Source organism: Colwellia sp. KS18-150 (assembly GCF_057551365.1).
Genome location: NZ_BAAJMC010000017.1, coordinates 14,244 through 31,714, shown reverse-complemented (window position 1 = coordinate 31,714; position 17,471 = coordinate 14,244). Strand labels below are relative to the sequence as shown.

The window sequence follows — 17,471 nt, the reverse complement described above, 5'->3', positions numbered from 1 at the left end:
TCCCAATACACACTGATTTATTTAATCAATTTGGTATTAGATACGCTAAGCGTTTGTAGATGCTAGTAGTTGACCCATTGGCCATAATGATCATTTTTTGCAAGTGCAGCCTGACTACCTTTCAATGAGAAGTCATAACCGCATAAGGAAAAATTACCACGAAAAGCGAGTGCTTGAATGAGTGCTTGGCTATCAAGTGGTGAGAAGCTAGCATAATATTCAGAGCGAGTTCCGTCTTCACTATTTGCTTCAACATCAACACTTAGCGTGCGTATCGGCTTACCTTTATTAAAGCTAATTTTCTGACAACTATTATCACCCTTAGCACTAAACTGAGACCAAAGTTTTGTAGTACTCACCTCATCAGCCTGCCAATTAATCACTAAACCTTGATGTTGGGATAAAAACAAAGTGAAGTTATCAGGCATAGTGAGTGGGTGTTCACGTACTATCGTTGAGTCTGCCATTATTTGCTGCTGTGGTAATGCTTCAGTTATCTCGCTAGACGAGCTGTCATTAAAAAATGCCAATAACCAAGAAAAAAGAACAGCGATAAGGGTAATAGATAAAATAGCAACTATAGCCAGTTGTGCTTTTTTATTACTTAATAACTTTAAGCGTATTAATTCACCAATATCTGTTTGCGGGTTACCTTGTTGATAGTCTTGTTGCTGGCCATTAAAGCTTTCAGTATTCGTGTTTAGTCCGTCAAGTTGTTGAGCGTCTATGTTCATGGCATTTTCACCCGCTAAACTAGGCTCAATGCGAAACTTGGCTGACTTACCTTGATGGGCATGTTGTTGGTATTCAGACATATCAACTGGGCCAATATAACCAAGGGTATACTGTGGTGAATTTGCTTTTATTTTACTTGGGTATGTAAGTAAAACAGCTGAGCTTAATGCTGGTATCAGTAATAAGTAATAACTACTATGCTGCTCAGAAAATACTATGATTAAAGCAACTAAAGCAAAGCTTACACTTGGCGCGAACAACCAATTTTTATTTAACCTAGCATCATTTAGTCTGCGTAAACTTGTTAAACCTAGTGCACCTGCAAATAGGGCGCTAAGTATTAATGACACAATCAACTTACCTGTAAATGCTGAAGCCAGCATAATAAATATGATGTATATAGCGCTGCAAATGGTAATAAAACGGCTTCTATTGTCAAAGCCTTGTAAACAAAAAAGTGACTTTAATAACTGCACAATGTCTCCATGAAAATTCTAAATAGCCAATAAACAACAATCGAATTTAATTAACTCGGTAGGGGGGAATGTCTATGTTGTCTAACTTTAAGCCGAATAAGGTTAAGGTGGCACTATTACTGGACTCACCATCGCCGCTAAACTCTACATCAAATAAGCTGCGCCAAAAAACACCTTGTTGCTTTGTAAATGTTAACCGGCTAGAACGCCTAGCGATAGCAATAAATTGTAATTTATTTTGTTCACAATAACGCTCGGCATGATTTTTTGCCACTTCTGCCAGTTTTCTTAAGTAGATAAAATACCAACAAATTAAGCAAAAGAGTAATAAATAATAAATATTTTCCATAGCGTCTTGAACTACCTTAATTAAGTTAAGCTTGTTGAAATAAGTTTCCAATAGCGGCTGATAAAGCTTCGCTACGCTCAGGTGCACGAATACATTGAAAAACTGTCGGCCTTAGAGCGGGGATCGCAACAAGGTCTTTAAATAGCCCATTAAACAATGCTTGGTCTTGATGTGCTACCACTTGTTCAAAAAATGCCATTAAATTATCAGCATTCTCTAATGCTAACCAACATCGGCCAGAAAGCGTGATAAGCAAGTCTGTTGATAGAGATTGCTGCTGTAATAATAAATTAACCATGTCGACAACATGCGTATGCTGACTGCTACTCGCCAAACTTCGTAATAGATGTTGTTGGACAGAAGTTAACGTCTCGATATCATCTGCTTTTAATGTTAATTTTTCTTTAAACAAGTCAATTATTGTTTCAAGTAAGGCAATAGGGAGTGGCTCGTTTTCTAACGAGCTACACAGTGGAAACAATACTTCATTAGGTAAATAAGGCAACGCTTTACTGAGTAACTCAGCTGTAGACTTATCTAAACGAACTGCAAAATCAGCAATCCCTTGAACACCAACTTGCTGCCAATTATCCCAACCGGCTGCGCCAGAAAGGTAGTGTAAAAATGGCGCTAAATGCTCACTTGGACTTTGCTTTAATTCCAATTTTATTTTGCTGTTTAATATCGCCAATTTGTACTGAGCGGGAGTAAACAGATAAGGGTTTGCTTTTAATAGCTCTTCTTGTTTCTCACTCGCATCTTGAGTTAAATCTGCGCCAAGTGCTTCAACAATAATGGCAATAAAGTGATTTCTAGCTCCTTGGTTTAACAAGCCTCGCTCGTCTAGCGGTAATTTCACCAACCACAAGTAAGGCTGTGGTGAAGTTTTTTGCCAAAAGGCAATCGCGATACAGGCATGTCCTTGTGATGGTGTAGGATAAGGAAGCTGATTTAGTTCTATTTTCTCAAATTGTTCTTTTGAGATCTTTTCTATTTTACGGCCAATATCATAGAGGCGATATTGCGAATTTGAGGATTGTAAAAGCTGTGAAATTGTATCAATAGTATCCATAAGTGCCGTAGAATTTACTCAATAAAGTGTATTTGTCTTTGCACGTTATTATAAGGATAATAGCGCCATTAACCTAGTAAAAACTCTTTGGAAATATACCTCAATGAGCCATGAAGATGTTTGTCTTACTGAAAAACCTGTACTTACTATTTTATATCAGGATGATTACCTTGTTGCGGTAGATAAGCCTCCAGGTTTATTTGTTCACCGTAGTTTTATGGATAAGGATGAGATTTACTTTGCTTTACAGTTAGTTCGTGATCAAATTGGTCAGTATGTATATCCAGTACATCGTTTGGATAGGCCCACCTCTGGGGTATTATTATTTGCATTAACCAAAGAGGTTGCTCAAAAACTTAATGAAGCTTTTGCTGATAAATCTAGTGGCGACTCTAAAGAGGGGAGCGAAACAGCGCTGACAAAAACTTATTATGCTTTAGTACGAGGACATTTACCGATGACCGCTCAAGCAGAGTTTATTGATTATCCTTTAAAAGAAAAGTTAGATAAATTGGGCGATAAAAATGTAAGTCGTGATAAAGTCGCACAATCAGCGCAAACCTATTACCAAGTGCTCAAGCAAGCGAGCTTACCCATCGCTTTGGGTAAGTTTGATAGTGTTCGTTATTCTCTGGTTAAACTTGAGCCCGTTACGGGGCGACGACATCAGATACGCCGTCATTTAGCGCATTTAAGGCATCCTATTATTGGTGACATTAATTACGGAGATAATAAGCAGAATCCTTTTTTTATCAATCATTTTGGCTTTAAACGATTGATGTTAATTGCTAAATCATTGCGTTTTATGCATCCTGTGACAAATGAGATGTTAACTATTTCTGTTGATTTTGATGAGCAATGGCAGCAAGTGTTTAAAAAGTTAAACTGGTAAGGAGTAGCGGATTACCCTTTAATCAAGTGTAGCGCTTAATATCCTAAGCCAGTTTTTAAAAAGGCTTAGGAGATACAGTTTAATTGACTTTCGATTAGTAATCGTTAACTTCGAATTAGACGTTTAGCAAGAGTGTTGGCGTGAAAAAAAGCACTACTAGTATTACGCGCCATTTTAGTAAAAATTAAATAACACCAAGGTACTAAAAATAAACTGGTTATCGTGGAGAACGTTAAACCACCTATAATGGCGATAGCCAACGGTGAATATGATGGCCCATCGCCACCGATTTGCGTAGAGCCTAATGCTAGAGGGATCATACCTAGTACTGTTGTGGCAACAGTCATTAATACTGGACGTAAACGGGTTATACAAATATCACAGATCACTTGCTCCAAATCGGCGGTTTTAGGTGACATTTGATTGATTTGGTCGATCAACACTATGCCGTTATTAACGACAATTCCCATCAATATCAAAATGCCAATCATCCCCATGACCGACATACTACTGCCTGTTATAAAGAAGAACCAGAATACGCCTACAATTGAATAAATTATCGAACTAATAATCGCTGCAGGCAATAATAGTGACTCAAACAATGCCGCCATAACAATGTAGATCATAGCTAAAGCTAAAAGCATATTGGTGACCATAATTTGTTGATCTGCTTGCTGGCGATTAAAGCCTTCTCCTAATTTCCAACTATAACCTTCAGGTAAATCAATGGCTTCCATAGCAGCAGTTAAGCGATCTTGCGCTTGCTCCATAGTTATGTCATTTAAGTTGGCGCCTATGGTTAATGCAGTTTGCCTATTTTCTCGATAAATGTTGGTCAATCTTGGTTGTACTTTAAATTGAGCGACATTTTCTAGAGTAATAATTTGATCATCAATATCGGCGATAGGCAGCTTTTTAAGCATACTTAATGAGTACTTAAGACGTTGATCGTAAAGTAAACGGATTTTAACTTCACCATTTGGATCGTGCCTATAACTTCTTAACTCTAGGCCTCGTAGCGCTGTACCAACAATTTGAGCGACCTCATTTGAGTTTAAACCAATTTGACTGGCTTTAACGCGATCAATGATCAAAACCATTTCTTTTTGGTGCTGTGAAACATCACTACTGACATCTGCTAAACCGTCAATATGACTGATCATGGGCACAATTTGATTAGATAATTCAACTAATAAGTCAGTTGATGGTCCTAGCAAGGAGATGCTGACACCGCCACTTTTAGCACTTCGCCAGCCAAAGTCAGGTTTAGCCTCTGCAAAAGTAGGCATATTCTTGCGAATACGTTCTTTTAGCTCCGCCATCGAGATATTGCGATCTTCTTTAAGTAACAAGGTAGAAGAAGCACGCTCGCCGCTGTAATAGCTGTAGACAGAGTCAATGAAGAACTCTTCTTGATTGTTATATAAATATTCCTCAAAGCGATCAACCATCGCTTCAACATGCTCTACAGGAAACTGTCCTTCAACATGGTAGCGCATAAATAGGCGAGTGCCATCTTGGTTATCCATATTATCAGACGTTATAGCCTCCATCGGTAGTGCCGTACTAACTAATATTAACAAGGCAATAACCGCGGTAATTTTAGGGTGGGCTAATACCCAAGTTAAGCTTGTTTTATAACGTGATTGCAGACGACTCGGTTGCTGTTTTTTTTCTGATTTACTATTACTTAGCTTATCTAGAGATATTTTACTCAATAAAAGCGGTAATAAGGTTTTAGCGATGAGTAATGACGCTGCTAATGAAATACAAATAGCGATGGCTACATGTTCTAAAAAAATGGTTAACTGTACTTTTTCACCAATAATATTAGGCAAAAAAACGATCATAGTCGTTAAGGTGCCAGTCATAACGGCTAGCGATACTTTATCTACACCTTGTAGAATATTTTTTATTTTACCCGCATCAGGTGTTTTTTTATGTTGGGCAGAAATAGACTCAGTAATTACCACAGAGTTATCTACCAACATACCAACGGCGAGGAGTAACCCCATCATGGATAACACATTAAGTGAATACCCCAATAAATACATAATGGCTAAGGTGACACATATAGAAAAGGGCACAGAAGCGACAACAAGCAAAGTTGCGGTAGTATTTCGCATAAATAAATACAAAACAGCGAAAGAGAGTAGTGCACCTATGCCACCGGCGGTTAGTAAATCAGATAAAGAGTCAGTAACACCTTTAGCCTGATCTTCCATCATAAAAATATTGACTCCGTCAAACTGTCGGCTATCTCGGATATTTTCTACCGTGTTAACCACTCGGCCTGCAACTTCAACTAAATTGGCGCTGGACTCTTTAAATACATTGACCCCAATGGCATAATTTCGATCTAAATGTCGGCCATCAATTAACTCAGGTTGTTCAAAAGAGACATGGGCAATATCACCAAGATAGACATTGTCACTAACCTTTAACGCCTGTATATCACTTAGTTGGGTAAACTCACCTTTAGGGCTAATACGAATAGTACTTTGCTCTGATTTTAATGAGCCGGCATTTATGGTGAAATTCTCTTTTTGTAACATCATGGTGAGCGCTCTAATATCGATATTATGGCTCGCCATTCTGTCACTACGTAAGCGAATAGATATTTGGCGTGGGTCAACGCCATAAAGCTCAACTTTTGAAACACCACTTAAACGTTCAAGTGGCTTTTTTAAGTAATTGTTCAATAACTGATAGCTATTTTTTAACTCTCGTTGGCTAGAAATTCTCAAGGTTAAAATTGGCATATCAGCGGTAGAAAATTGATAAACAAATATGCGCTGTAAATCTTCAGGTAATAAGTGACGAATAGCGTCTATCTTCTCTCTTGCCTCAATCGCTTTACCTGTTAAGCTGCTTTCCCATTCCACCTCAATGCCAATTTCTGCACCATGCTCCGTTGAATTAGAGTTAAGGCGTAAAATTCCTCCCATAGTCGATAAAGCTTCTTCTAACGGCTTAGTGACTAAGCGCTCAACTTCTGCAGGCGTAGAAGCTTGATAGGGTGCATTTATCATCATTTCAGGAATATCTATACCTGGCCATTTTTCCAATGGCAATAACTGTGTCGCTGCAAAACCAGTCAAGAGCATAGTTAAGCACAGCATAAAAGTGGTAACTGGTTTTTTTAATGCTAATGCCGTTAAATTGATAGACTTAGATTTATCAGTCGCTTGGTTAGACATGAGATGCCTCCACAAGACTGTCATCGTTATCCGCTAATGTATCGCTACTGGTTTTGGCAAATTTCTTGTAGTCAAACAAACGATATAAAGCCGGAAGAACAATTAACGTTAAAAGCGTTGATGATAACAAACCACAGATCACTGTGATGGCCATAGGAGCCCTTAATTCTGCCCCTTCTCCTAAGCCTATTGCCATCGGGACTAATCCTAGTGTCGTTGTTAGTGTAGTCATAACAATAGGACGTAAGCGCGAATTAGCGGCCTCAGTAATGGCTGTTATTTTATCTTTTCCTTGTTCACGCAATTGATTAATCCTATCAACAAGCACAATGGCATTATTAACGACAATACCAGCGAGCATGATCAAGCCGATAAAAACAATAACACTAATATTGGTGTCGGTAAGGTATAAACCATAGATAGAGCCAACACCTGCAAGTGGTACACTAAATAAAATTAATAGCGGATGTAGCAAAGACTCAAATTGTGATGCCATCACTAAATAGACTAAAAATATTGCTAAAGTTAATGCCATCAACATGGAGTTAAATGAGTTTTGCATTTCTTCACTCTGGCCACCAAAAGTGGCAACGACTGAAAATGGTAACTTAAGTGCTTCAAGGTGTTTTGTCGCACTTGCTAGCGCAGAATTTTGATCTCCTGTGGTAATGTTGGCACTGATGACGGCGACTCGTTGTTGATTGATTCGATTGATTTGTGCCGGTCCTACCGTTTCCACAATATTACTAATACTCGCGAGTGTGATGGGGTAATCACTGCTTGGATTAACGACTAGCTCCTGCAAATCATTGATAGAATCACGCTCGGCTAAGCTACTTCGTACTAAAATATCAATTTTTCTATCAAACAGTGTGTACTTACTCGCAACATTACCGCCAATTTTTACTGCTAATAATCGCGCTATATCTGGCGTATTTAGTCCAAGTTGCGCTATTTTTTGTTGATCAAAATGTATCGCTAATTCAGGCTGACCTTTTCGTTGGCTGTTGGCGACATCAACAAACTGTTCGTCTTGCTCCATTGCTAAAGTTAATGCTTTTGAATATTTTTTCAGTTCATCTAAATCATAACCTGCCAGTTCAATACTAATAGGTTTACTGAAAGTAAATAGCTCAGGACGGTTTAACGAGGTGGTGGCTCCGACAATGTTACGGGCGTATTTTCTAATTTTAGTCATCACGGCTTGTTCATCAGCGCTATCATGTAGAATGACTTGTAAACGAGCTTGATGCTCGCCGCCTTTATCAGCACTACTGGTCATGAGACTACCGCGGCCAGTTAGTGAGTAGGTACTTTTAACTCGCTCATCATCTTGTAATTGCATGGCAACAAGGTTTATGGCTTGATCAGTTTTTGCTAGTGGCGTACCTGGTGCTAACTCTAAATCAAAATAAAACTCACCTTGAGATAAAGGCGGCAATAACTCTACGCCTATTTTAGGTAATATGATGCTTGCAGAGCCTGCGAATAATAAACTAACCATTAAGGTTTTAACGCCGTGATTTAACGCAAGATTAAGCAGCTTTGCATAACCCACTGCCAGTAAGTCAAACAGTGCGTTAAAGCCGGTTGTAATCGGTTTAACTAGATAAGAAAGTACTTTTTTAATCGCATGAAATATAACCAGTAATAAACGCATTACCTGTAAGGGCAGATAAATAAACACCAATTTAAAGGGCAGGGTAAACAGCCAATTCACTTTTTGTTTGATGGTCATCTGTTTAAAGTGAACGCTTGCTGGTTTGTCATCTTTTTTATCTTCTGTCGGCGGAGTAATTTGTCTTGATGCCAACATAGGAATTAACGTTAAGGCGACAGCTAATGAAGCAATTAATGCAAATGCCACTGTCATTGCTTGATCTGCGAATAATTGACCCGCAACTCCTTCAATAAAAATTAGCGGAACAAAAACGGCTAAGGTGGTTAGGGTAGAAGCGATGATAGCGCCACTGACTTCTTTAGTGCCTTTCCTTGCTGCTTCAACTACATTTAGGCCTTGCTCTTTATAACGAGATATATTTTCTAACACAACAATCGCGTTATCTACTAACAGGCCTGTCGCTAATGCAATACCGCCCAGAGACATAATATTTAAACTGATATCATTGCCATACATCATATTAAACGTCGCAATAACAGAGACGGGTATGGATAACGATATAATTAACGTTGGGACTATGGCTCGTAAAAATAAGAACAATACGAGCATAGCCAATAAGCCACCAATAATAGCCGCAGATTTAACTTCACTAATGGCATTGCTAATAAAGGTTGATTGATCATAAACGACAGTAAGTTGATATTTATCACCAAATTTCTTACTAATACTATCAAGTCTGTCGTTAATTAATTTCGCCACTTGTACGGTATTCGCATCGCCTTCTTTATAAATAGCTAATTCAACGGCTTCTTTGGCGTTTATACGCGTGACATCGGTGCGCTCTTTGTAACCATCTACAACGGTGGCAATATCATCGAGGTAAATGATTTTGTTATCTTCACGATAAACCACTAACTGTCCGATTTGGTTAATATTGGTAAACTGGTTCAGTGTTCTCACTAAATATTGTGTGTTGCCATCGATTAGTTTTCCGGCAGAAATATTAATGTTTTCTGCATTAATACGATTAATGATTTGCTGGCTGGAAATATTTAACTGGGCAAGTTTATGTTGATCTATTATAACTTGGTATTCTTGCTCTAGGCCTCCGCCCAACTTAACTGACGCGACACCGAGTAATGATTCTAACTGACGTTTAATGTCATATTCACCAAATGTTCTTAATTTCGTTAACCCTGACACTGAGCTGTCAGTACTTTGCAGGCCTAGACGAACGATAGGATCTAGAGAAGGGTTGAATTTAAGAATGAGTGGCTTTTCAACATCTAAAGGCAGAGTGATCAAATCAAGCTTTTCTCTTACCTCTAAACTGGTGATATCCATTGGCGTTTGCCATTCAAATTCAAGTAAAACGTCTGATTGTCCCGCTTTTGAAATAGAGCTAATTTTTCTAAGCCCTTTAACTACGCCTACTGCTTCCTCGATAGGTTTAGTGATCAGTTGTTCAATTTCACCTGGGGCTGCCCCTGTGTAGTTAGTTCTAACTGTTAACGTTGGATAAGTTAATTCTGGTAGTAAATTTACCGCTAATCGTGAAAGGCCTACTAAGCCAAACAAGATAACTGCAAAGGTAAACATCCATACGGTAACGGGGCGTTTTATGGCGGTATCAACTAAACTCATGATAATTCCTGTCGCGATTTATTATTAGTGGGCTTTTACGATAGCTGTTTCGCTATTGGATAATGTATCGTCACCGTCGATAGTCGGTTCACTATTAAGAACTTCAACGAGTACATCCGCTTTAAGGTTATGGTGGCCGTTAACTACCACTAAATCTCCGACATTTATTTCTCCGGCAACAGTGCTGAATATTTCTGTTATTTGCTCTTCAACAAATCCTTTTGTCACCACAATTTCAATAGCTTTATTATCTCTAACTAAATAAATTTTACTCGAGTTATCAAGCGTTATGATGGCGTCACTGGCGATAGTTAAGGCATTATCATGAGTAGCAAAAGTTAATGCGATTTGTGCGAACATTCCAGGCTTTAATTGCTGATTAGCATTATCAATCGATAAAATCACTTTAAAGGTGCCACTACGTTGATCAATAACAGGGGAGATTGAGCGAATATTGGCTTGGAAAACTTTATTTTGACGTGCGCTAAAGCTAAGCATTGCTTTTTGATTCAATTCAACATTACTTAACTGCTGCTCAGGTAAATAAACAACGGCTTGTAAGCTGCTTGGGTCAACAATGTGAAATAGCTTTTGGTAGCCTTGAGTAAAGTGACCAGGTTTAACATAACGATGGGAAATATAACCTGAGATCGGGGCGATAATTTGACTGTCTTGTAAATCAAGCTCCGCTAATTTTCTTGCAGCAACTGCAGCTTGGTGTTGATATTTTAGTTTGTCTGAAGCTTGAGCACTTACAAGTTTTTTCTCAGCCATTAATGACAGTCGTTGTAACTCTTGATTTATGCCTTCTAACTCTGCATCTGCTTTGTCTAATGCTAACTGATAACGGCGAGGGTCTATTTTGGCTAATACTTGGCCTTTCTCAACATAGTCACCTTCTTCAACTTCTAATTGCTCGATAATACCGGTTACTCGAGTAATAATGTCAGCTTCATTACGAGACTCTAAAGTTGCTGTGGTATGAAAGTTAGCCGAAATACTGCCGCGCTCAATGCTGGCAACCGTCACAGGAATAGCAAATTCAGGCTCTTTTTCTTCCTCAACTTTAGCGGTTGTTTCGCTACAGGCGCTAAGAAGTAAGGCATTTAATACCAGAGTTGAAATGAGCAGTGCTTTTTTTGATGTAGTAAGTAGCATAAGGCTTGTCCATAAAGTAAAGCTAATATAGTTTACTTAAAATAGCACAGGCCATGCCAATAGGTGTTAACACTTATGTAACAAGGAGTTACATAATTTAACAAGATATCAGCTTGATTCTAGGTTGGTGAAATCGCTAACAATTTAGTGAATTTACTTAACTTTTGGTAAGTAAAAATATAATTATTTACTTATTATTGCGGTGGAGCTGTAATGGTGACAGCATTAATATCATTTTCAATTAAATGCGCATAAAGGTGCTTAGTACGGTTGTTACTGTTTAGGTTTTTAGGGCCCTTTATGGTGATACCTTGATTAACATAAACATTTGAATAGCTTGTTCTTTGTTTAGCGAAATTTAGCATCATGGCTTGGTCTTCTGTCATCGGACGATTTAATAGCGATAACATTAAATCGTGATCTGAATCTAACCCTTTTTTAACGGTATTTTCATTTACCGGGGTAAAGTGAGTTTTAGAGTAATGCTCACTAACATAACCTTGAGCATATCCGTTATCAGAAAATCTTTTATTACTTGCTTGCTCGGTTGAGCTACAAGCAAAAAGTGCTAAACAACATAGCAAACAAAAAAGGGTTCTAATAGGGCGCATAATTAACCTTCACAACATAAAATAAACTTCTCTATAAGTGAAAGGGCAAGTGTTATGCCAACTGATTTTTTGACACTCGAGTTTACCGATTTTTGTTTCTCAAGTGACTAAAAGTAAACAAAAAATTAACTTGTTATAATTTTGTGTTTCATGATTTTAATGCTAAAAACTGGTGTGTAAAGCAGCGAATGTTTGTCTGAAAAATAACCGTCAATTTTTTGCTATTTTGAGGTGATTAACAGGGCAAAGGAAGTTTTAAAAAGGAGATTTTGGGGATAAAAAAACCAGTCATGAGACTGGTTTTAAAATGGTATTGGAGGAAGTATTAACCGAACCACTGAGCAAATAACTGTTTAATATAATCAATCAGCTTTGAAAAGAAGCTACCTTCATTAACTTCTTCTAAGGTCACTAATGGGTACTGAGCAATATCTTCACCATCAAGCTGTAAAAATAGTTTTCCTACTACTGTGCCTTTAGCTAAAGGGGCTTCAAGTTGCTGCGTTAATTCAAAATTAGCTTTTAAGTTTTTACGTTGGCCACGTGGAATAGTAATTGGAGTATCTTCTAATATACCTAATTCAACTTGCTCTTTATCACCAAACCAAATGCGGTTACTAGCAAACTTTTCGCCTGCTTTGTATGGCGTGGTTGTTTCAAAGAAGCGGAAACCATAGTTAAGTAGCTTTTTACTTTCAACTTTTCGAGCTCGTTCACTTTCAGTCCCCATCACAACAGTAACTAAACGCATATCACCTTTGGTTGCTGAGGTAACTAAACTATAACCCGCATTTGATGTATGACCGGTTTTCATGCCATCAACATTTAGGCTTTTATCCCATAACAGTGAGTTACGGTTGTATTGTTTTATGTTGTTATAAGTAAAAGATTTTTGTTTATATAATGCATATTCTTGAGGTACTTCTCGAATAATTGCTGAGGCTAGTACCGCCATGTCTCTAGGCGTAGTCATATGAGATGAGCTATCTAAGCCATGACTATTTTCAAAGAAAGAGCTCGACATACCTATTTGCTCAGCATGAGCATTCATTAAATCAGCAAAAGCGCTTTCACTACCCGCGATATGTTCAGCCATGGCAACACAAGCGTCGTTACCAGAAGCGACAATGATGCCTTGATTTAATAAATCAACAGAAACTTCTGTCCCTACTTCAATAAACATTTTTGATGAATCAGGAAAGTTTTTAGCCCAAGCATTTTCGCTGATCATCACCTTGTCTTGATTGCTTATGTTACCGTTTTCTAATTCTTTACCTATGATGTAACTAGTCATCATTTTGGTTAAACTCGCTGGCGCTAACTGCATGTCAGCATTGCCTTCCGCGATAACTTTACCGGTAGTGTAATCTACTAAAATAAAGCCTTTAGCGTTAATTTGTGGTGCATCAGGAATAATGGTTATTGCGTAGCTTATTGGTGCAAAAGCCAATACCGAACTAACTAAGGTGGTACTAAAGAAATTGATAAGTTTACGGGGAGAGAAATTAAATTTTTTAGGCATCATTTTTATAAGTCAATTTTTATAAGTCAGGTGAGTAGAGCAAAAATACTTCAAGAAAGTATATCACTTCTATTGCGCTTGGCTATGGCTGAGCAAAGCAAATTTGTAGTTTTATTGTTAGTTGAGCTATAAACTTTTCAAATAGGCTTGCGGATAACCGTTTTCTTTAAGTTTTTTTAATAAAAGCTCTTGTTGCTCTTTATTATCGATAGGGCCGATTTGAATACGGTAGATGCCATCTTTTTCAGGAAAATTAACCGGGTGCGAGTATATGGTCGCTAAGTTATTGGCAGTGAGCTTGGCGACGTTAAGTTTACTGGTGGCTAATACTTGAATAATATTTTTTGTTGTTGATGTCGTTGTAATAGAAACAACTTTAGTCGATTTGCTTGCCACTTTTTCATTCGCCACTATCGTGGTTTTAGTTTTAGGCGTTTTTTTCAGACCGAAATCGGTTATCGATGAAATTTTTACCGTCGCGGTACCAGTCTTTAACATATCTAATTTATAAGCCGCGCTATACGATAGGTCGATAATTCTATCTTGATGAAATGGACCGCGGTCGTTAACTCTAACGATGACGCTTTTATTGTTGGCGAGATTAGTGACTTTTAAGTAAGTGGGCAGCGGTAAGTTTTTATGAGCAGCACTCATGCCATACATATCATACAACTCACCATTTGACGTTAGGTGGCCATGAAACTTTTTACCGTACCAAGAGGCTGTTCCTGTTTGCTCAAAACCATGAGCGGTATCTAATACTTGATAATCAATCCCTCTAACATTGTAATCTTTGTTACCACCTCTACTATGTGGCTCAGCACGGGCAATAGCATCAGTTAGCTCAGCTTCATTGGGTATTCGACTTGGTGTACTGTCATTGGCATGCTTATAACGGCCGGTATTAGTACTACAGGCTGTGAGTAACAAGATAACAGTAAATAGTATAAAAGCTTTTATATTTCCCATAAATCGACTCATATTATTGTAATGATAGCTTTAGCGTTAGCATCAAACGTGAAACCTTCGATGAGTACCAATAGCCATTAGCATGCCAAATCCTGCCAGTAATGTCACCACTGAAGTTCCACCATAACTGACAAGTGGTAAGGGGACACCAACCACAGGTAATAAGCCTGATACCATGCCGATATTTACGAAAACATAAACAAAGAAAGTTAAGGTAATACTACCCGCTAAAAGCTTGGTAAACGCATGTTGTGCATTAACAGCTATCCACAAGCCGCGCATTACAATAAATAAGTAAACTGCCAATAAGACTCCAACACCAACTAAGCCAAATTCTTCACTGAATACGGAAAAAATAAAGTCAGTATGGCGCTCAGGTAAAAACTCCAGTTGAGATTGAGTACCTTGCAAATAACCTTTCCCTTCGAGACCACCCGAGCCAATAGCAATTTTAGATTGGATAATATGGTAACCTGAGCCTAATGGATCTTGCTCAGGATTCAGAAAGGTCATCACTCGCTGTTTTTGATAATCTTTCATTAAGAAAATCCATAAAACCGGTGCAAATGCAGAGGCTAATCCGGCACATATACCGATAAGTTTCCAACTGGCTCCGGCAAGAAAGATCACAAAAATCCCTGAGCTTGCAATCAATAGTGACGTGCCTAAATCAGGTTGCCTAGCGATGAGTAATGTCGGTAAAAGCACTAAAATGAAAGCGAGTATAATAGTTGATATTTTTACCGGTAAATTTTCTTGGCTAATAAACCAAGCAATCATAATAGGCACGACGAGCTTCATCACCTCAGAGGGCTGAAACTTCATAAACCCTATGTCTAACCATCGTTGCGCACCTTTACCAACATGACCAAATAACAATACTGCTACGAGCAAAAGCAGACCGATAATAAATACAGGTACTGCCCATTTTCGATAAGATAATGGTGGGATTTGAGCAATGATAAACATCACCACTAAAGCAACCCCTAAGCGAATAGCTTGTCGGTAAACAATGGCGATATCTTGCCCGCCCGCACTATAAACAATAAATAAACCTAATGCCATTAACGATAATATGCCCAGCAATAATGGGTAATCAATATGGAGTTTTTCCCATAGGCTGCGCACTTTTTGTTGATCTTGGCCGCTGCTACGCATTAATCTGCCTCATTGCTGGTTAGTAGGGGAGTTGTTATTGAATGGCTGTGCTGATGAGCAGCGTGACTGTCCTCATCTAGCTCTTGTATATCAAGGCTAGATGTTATTACTCGTGAGCCAAAATACTGATCCATAATTTGTCGTGCTACTGGGCCGGCATTAGTTCCACCACCACCTTTAGCAACATTCTCTATGGCAACAGCAACAACAATTTCAGGATTGTTATAAGGCGCAAAGGCGATAAACATCGCATTATCCCGTTTGCTTTCCTGTATTGTTTCGGCGTCGTATTTCTCATCCTGCTTGAGTCTAGCCACTTGTGCTGAGCCCGTTTTACCCGCCGCATCGTACTGGGTGCCTTTGAATGCAGCATGCCCAGTAGCGCCAACTCTTTGTACTGTTCTGTGCATTGCCTTAAGGACAAGATCCCAATTTTTTTCTTGTTTTAATTTTAGCGGTGCCTGCTCTTCATAGTTTACTTCTACAAAGTTAGTTCCATTGGCTCCTTCATTCGTGGTCACCATTTCACTCGTTGAGTGGAGAAAATGCGGCACTTTACGGTGGCCATGATTAACTAAAGTGGTTAATGCTTGTGTTAATTGCAAAGGGGTTACAGTCCAAAAACTTTGACCAATACCTACAGATAACGTTTCACCGGTATACCAAGGTTGATTATAGCGGGCACGCTTCCAGCCTACGCTCGGCATAATCGCTTTTCTTTCTTCATGGATATCAATACCAGTATATTCACCAAAGCCGAAGCGCTCCATCATGGTACTGATTTTAGTGATACCCAATTTAAAGGCTAAATCGAAAAAATAGATGTTACATGATTGCTCAATAGCTTTGTTTAAATCAACCCAGCCATGGCCCCACTTTTTCCAATCTCGATATCTATTCGGTAAGCCTTCCAGTTGATACCAGCCGGGATCCCAAACTTTAGTTTTGGCCGTAATTGTTCCATCTTCAAGGCCAGTAAGTGCTAAAAATGGTTTTACCGTTGAGGCGGGTGGATAGCCACGGACACCACGGTTTAGAAAAGGAGAGTCTTTGGAATTACGCAATTTATTGTAGTTTTTATTGCTAATACCATGCACAAATAAATTACCATCGTAACTTGGGTTTGAATACATAGCTAAGACACCACCCGTGCGAGGATCCATAGCGACTACCGCACCACGTTTTCCAGACAAAGCGCGTTTGGCGATCATTTGTAATTCAATATCTAAAGTCAGAGTAAGATTTTTTCCAGGCGTTGGCGGCGTAAAATCTAAGGTGCGAATAATTCTACCCTGATTATTTATCTCTACTTCTTGATGTCCTATGGTGCCATGGAGGATATCTTCGTAATATTTCTCTATTCCTAACTTACCGATACCGTGAGTAGCGGCATAGTTATCAGATTTTCCGTCAAGCTCTAACTTATTGGCATCTTTACGATTTATTCGAGCAACATAGCCTAAACTATGAGTGGTTAAATCACTAAAAGGGTAATAGCGCTTTAGCCGTGCATCAACGAAAATGCCCGGATATTTGTGTTGGTTTACTGAAAATAAGGCAACTTGTTGCTCGCTTAATCTAGGATGTAAATCAACTTGCTTAAAGCGCCGCTTACGCTTCATCGCAGTGAAGAATTTATTTTGTCTGTCGGCGCTTATGGATAATAATTGGCTAACGCCACTGATGCTTTCCTCGATATTTTCAACATCTTCAGGAATTACCGATAAGCTATATACTGGCTTATTATCCGCCAATATCACGCCATTTCTGTCGTAGATTAGGCCACGATTTGGTGCGACGGGTAGTAATTTAATTCGGTTGGAGTTTGAACGAGTTTGATATTTTTCAAATGACTTAACTTGTAAAGTATAAACATTGCTAAATAGGATAAGTAAAAGGACTACGACACCAATAAATGCGATAAAAGTCCGACGAGCGAATAGGTTTGCTTCTGCGCTGTGATTACGAATAATTACGCGACGAGGGGCCATTAATAATCACCCTTGTTATGATAGTTCTGAGTTACTCTGTCAAGAGAGAATAAGTTAGCTTCCGCACTCATGC

12 protein-coding genes are annotated in these 17,471 nt (G+C 38.6%); 1 reads left to right on the top strand and 11 read right to left on the bottom strand.

Annotated elements, in window-relative coordinates:
* Positions 1 to 62 precede the first annotated feature (62 nt).
* From AC27IF_RS15975 to AC27IF_RS15965, 3 genes are read right to left on the bottom strand one after another with little or no spacing between them, the layout of a single operon-like run.
* On the bottom strand, positions 63 to 1,211 hold the full coding sequence (locus AC27IF_RS15975) for a hypothetical protein (protein ID WP_487055337.1): 1,149 nt from the start codon (positions 1,209 to 1,211) through the stop codon (positions 63 to 65).
* A gap of 46 nt (positions 1,212 to 1,257) precedes the next feature.
* Positions 1,258 to 1,560: a DUF3301 domain-containing protein gene (locus AC27IF_RS15970; RefSeq protein WP_487055336.1), complete on the bottom strand. Its 303-nt coding sequence runs from the start codon at positions 1,558 to 1,560 to the stop codon at positions 1,258 to 1,260.
* Positions 1,561 to 1,585: 25 nt separating this feature from the next.
* Positions 1,586 to 2,632, bottom strand: coding sequence for a DUF3549 family protein (locus tag AC27IF_RS15965; protein ID WP_487055335.1), 1,047 nt, complete (start codon positions 2,630 to 2,632; stop codon positions 1,586 to 1,588).
* A gap of 103 nt (positions 2,633 to 2,735) precedes the next feature.
* Here AC27IF_RS15965 and AC27IF_RS15960 point away from each other — a divergent pair, with 103 nt between their 5' ends.
* A complete protein-coding gene (locus AC27IF_RS15960) occupies positions 2,736 to 3,524 on the top strand; it encodes a tRNA pseudouridine(65) synthase TruC (protein ID WP_487055334.1) in 789 nt (262 codons plus the stop codon).
* Positions 3,525 to 3,628: 104 nt separating this feature from the next.
* Here the strand turns inward: AC27IF_RS15960 and AC27IF_RS15955 are convergent, their stop codons facing one another.
* From AC27IF_RS15955 to mrdA, 8 genes are all read right to left on the bottom strand, one after another.
* On the bottom strand, positions 3,629 to 6,691 hold the full coding sequence (locus tag AC27IF_RS15955) for an efflux RND transporter permease subunit (RefSeq protein ID WP_487055384.1): 3,063 nt from the start codon (positions 6,689 to 6,691) through the stop codon (positions 3,629 to 3,631).
* Between the two features lie 25 nt (positions 6,692 to 6,716).
* Positions 6,717 to 9,989, bottom strand: coding sequence for an efflux RND transporter permease subunit (locus AC27IF_RS15950; RefSeq protein ID WP_487055333.1), 3,273 nt, complete (start codon positions 9,987 to 9,989; stop codon positions 6,717 to 6,719).
* A gap of 24 nt (positions 9,990 to 10,013) precedes the next feature.
* Positions 10,014 to 11,147 (bottom strand): efflux RND transporter periplasmic adaptor subunit, encoded by a 1,134-nt coding sequence (locus tag AC27IF_RS15945; protein ID WP_487055332.1) that lies wholly within the window; start codon positions 11,145 to 11,147, stop codon positions 10,014 to 10,016.
* A gap of 194 nt (positions 11,148 to 11,341) precedes the next feature.
* Complete coding sequence (locus AC27IF_RS15940; protein ID WP_487055331.1) at positions 11,342 to 11,758, bottom strand: hypothetical protein; 417 nt, start codon at positions 11,756 to 11,758, stop codon at positions 11,342 to 11,344.
* A gap of 325 nt (positions 11,759 to 12,083) precedes the next feature.
* Entirely contained in the window at positions 12,084 to 13,283 is a 1,200-nt protein-coding gene (locus AC27IF_RS15935; RefSeq protein WP_487055330.1) for a serine hydrolase, read from the bottom strand.
* A 123-nt stretch (positions 13,284 to 13,406) separates the two neighbouring features.
* Complete coding sequence (locus AC27IF_RS15930; protein WP_487055329.1) at positions 13,407 to 14,249, bottom strand: septal ring lytic transglycosylase RlpA family protein; 843 nt, start codon at positions 14,247 to 14,249, stop codon at positions 13,407 to 13,409.
* Positions 14,250 to 14,291: 42 nt separating this feature from the next.
* A complete protein-coding gene (gene rodA, locus AC27IF_RS15925) occupies positions 14,292 to 15,407 on the bottom strand; it encodes a rod shape-determining protein RodA (protein ID WP_487055328.1) in 1,116 nt (371 codons plus the stop codon).
* Positions 15,407 to 17,398, bottom strand: coding sequence for a penicillin-binding protein 2 (gene mrdA, locus AC27IF_RS15920; protein ID WP_487055327.1), 1,992 nt, complete (start codon positions 17,396 to 17,398; stop codon positions 15,407 to 15,409). The genes rodA and mrdA overlap by 1 nt, the downstream gene beginning before the upstream one ends.
* Between the last annotated feature and the right edge of the window lie 73 nt (positions 17,399 to 17,471).

Bases quoted from the DNA above. Each gene is read 5' to 3' on its own strand.
- AC27IF_RS15960 (WP_487055334.1), top strand. From the start codon at position 2,736: ATGAGCCATGAAGATGTTTGTCTTACTGAAAAACCTGTACTTACTATT.
- AC27IF_RS15965 (WP_487055335.1), bottom strand. From the start codon at position 2,632: ATGGATACTATTGATACAATTTCACAGCTTTTACAATCCTCAAATTCG.
- rodA (WP_487055328.1), bottom strand. From the start codon at position 15,407: ATGCGTAGCAGCGGCCAAGATCAACAAAAAGTGCGCAGCCTATGGGAA.
- AC27IF_RS15945 (WP_487055332.1), bottom strand. From the start codon at position 11,147: ATGCTACTTACTACATCAAAAAAAGCACTGCTCATTTCAACTCTGGTA.
- AC27IF_RS15930 (WP_487055329.1), bottom strand. From the start codon at position 14,249: ATGGGAAATATAAAAGCTTTTATACTATTTACTGTTATCTTGTTACTC.
- mrdA (WP_487055327.1), bottom strand. From the start codon at position 17,398: ATGGCCCCTCGTCGCGTAATTATTCGTAATCACAGCGCAGAAGCAAAC.
- AC27IF_RS15950 (WP_487055333.1), bottom strand. From the start codon at position 9,989: ATGAGTTTAGTTGATACCGCCATAAAACGCCCCGTTACCGTATGGATG.
- AC27IF_RS15940 (WP_487055331.1), bottom strand. From the start codon at position 11,758: ATGCGCCCTATTAGAACCCTTTTTTGTTTGCTATGTTGTTTAGCACTT.
- AC27IF_RS15970 (WP_487055336.1), bottom strand. From the start codon at position 1,560: ATGGAAAATATTTATTATTTATTACTCTTTTGCTTAATTTGTTGGTAT.
- AC27IF_RS15935 (WP_487055330.1), bottom strand. From the start codon at position 13,283: ATGATGCCTAAAAAATTTAATTTCTCTCCCCGTAAACTTATCAATTTC.